This is a genomic window from Brevundimonas sp. (assembly GCF_036399195.1).
GTDB lineage: Bacteria > Pseudomonadota > Alphaproteobacteria > Caulobacterales > Caulobacteraceae > Brevundimonas.
In genome coordinates this window covers 1-1,751 of the sequence record NZ_DASWNO010000139.1, presented here as the reverse complement: position 1 = coordinate 1,751, position 1,751 = coordinate 1, and the positions used below count along the sequence as shown (strand labels likewise).

Genomic DNA, 1,751 nt, shown 5'->3' with positions numbered 1-1,751 from the left:
TCGACCGGGCTGACCGAGGACCTCGGCGCGAGCGCCGCCTTTGTCACCGCGCGGATCGAGCCGACGGAGCGGTTGAGCCTGACCGGGGCGCTGCGCCACGACGCCACCGATGACTTTGGGTCCAAGACGACGGGGCGGGTGTCCGGGGCGTTCGAGCCCGGTCGCGGCCTCGTGCTGTCGGCGGCCTGGGGCACGGGCTTCAAGGCGCCGTCGATCAGCCAGGCGGTGTGCGACTTCTGCTTCTCGGCCGATCCCTTCCCGTCGCTACGGCCCGAGACGGCGGAGGGGTATGAGGCGGCGATCGGCTGGCGTTCGGCGGACGGCCGGATCGAGGGCCGCGCCACGGCCTATCGGCTGACGGTCGAGGATCAGATCACCTACGTCTTCAACCCCGTCACCTTCGATAGCGTCTACGTCAATGTGGCGGAGACGGCGACCGACGGGGTCGAGCTGGAGGGCCGGGCGCGGATCGGGGCGGGCTTCGACTTCAGCCTCGCCTACGGCTGGACCGATGCACGCGACGAGACCACCGGGGCGAGGCTGCTGCGCGTGCCGGAGCATGCGGGCTCGGCGACGCTCGGCTGGACCGGGCGCAAGCTGTCGGCCGCGCTGACGGTGCGGGCCGAGGGGGATCAGGACGACGTGGGCGGGGTGCGCGACAGCTTCGTCGTCGCTCACCTGAACGCGTCGTGGGCGCTGACCGAGGCGGTGACGCTGACGGCGCGGGTCGAGAACCTGACCGACGAGCGGTATCAGCAGGTGTTCGGTTACGGCGAGCCGGGGCGGTCGGCGTATGCGGGGATCAGGCTGCGCTACTGATCCTGCCGCGCAGGGAGCCGGCGCCGGCCGCCGTCGCCGGCTCCAGCTGCAGGGCGGCCCAGTCCAGCGCGGGGGTCGGCGCGTGGGCCGCGGCGACCACGGCCCGCAATTCGGCGGCGCTGGCGACGCTGGCGACCACCGCCGACACTTCCGGCAGCCCCAGCGCATAGGCGAGGGTGGCCTGCATCGGATCGACCCGGGCCTCGGCCAGCCGGCGGCGGATACGCGACAGGGTCGGGGCGTGGCGGTGCATCTCGGGCGGCAGGGCCTCGCCGCTCATGAACAGCCAGCCGTCGGCGAAGACGGAGGAAGCGTGAATGGCGACGTCCAGCGAAGCCAGTTCGGACAGGACGCCGGAGTGCTGGGCCCGCTGGTCCAGCACATTGCATTTCAGCTGCACCACGTCGGGCTGGAACCGGCGCGCCAGCAGGGCCGGGCCGTCCTCGACCGTGGCGCAGAAGCCGATGCGCCGGTAGAGGCCGCGGTCCTTGAGCGCCAGCAGCCGGTCCCACAGGGCGCGGCCCTCGGTACCGGCCAGATCGGCGGCGTTGGAGATCAGCAGGGCGTCGCCGCGCGGCAGGCCGAGCCGCTCCAGCGAGCGGCGCGCGCGGGCCTCGACCCGGTCAACGCCGTCACCGACCGGGACGGTGCAGACCGACACCTGGAAGGGCGAGGGGAAGGGCCAGGCCTGGCCGAGCCAGCGCTCTCCGTCGCCGTCGGGCCGGGTGGCGATCATCGAGACGCCGGAATCCGCGGCGGTCTGGAGCAGGAACCGAAGCGATTCCTCGCGAGCGCCGGCGGGCGCGGGAATGGCCCGCTCGGGCGCATGCACGACAGCCAGAGCCAGTTTGTCGACCGGAGACGGGGCGCGGTTCGGGATCACCGACGGAGTTTGACCGTCAAAGTTTAAGGCGTCCCTTCCAAGACCTTGC

At 72.5% G+C, this 1,751-nt stretch carries 2 protein-coding genes; one reads left to right on the top strand and one right to left on the bottom strand.

What is annotated here, in order from left to right; translation table 11 throughout:
- Positions 1–819 (top strand): TonB-dependent receptor domain-containing protein (locus VGB60_RS06655; RefSeq protein WP_331037481.1); only part of this gene is annotated, 819 nt, incomplete at its 5' end.
- Here the strand turns inward: VGB60_RS06655 and VGB60_RS06650 are convergent.
- Positions 803–1,651 carry an aldo/keto reductase gene (locus tag VGB60_RS06650; RefSeq protein WP_414644478.1) on the bottom strand — a complete coding sequence of 283 codons (849 nt, stop codon included), beginning with the start codon at positions 1,649–1,651 and terminating at the stop codon, positions 803–805. The two genes, VGB60_RS06655 and VGB60_RS06650, sit on opposite strands and share 17 nt — an antisense overlap.
- Positions 1,652–1,751 lie beyond the last annotated feature (100 nt).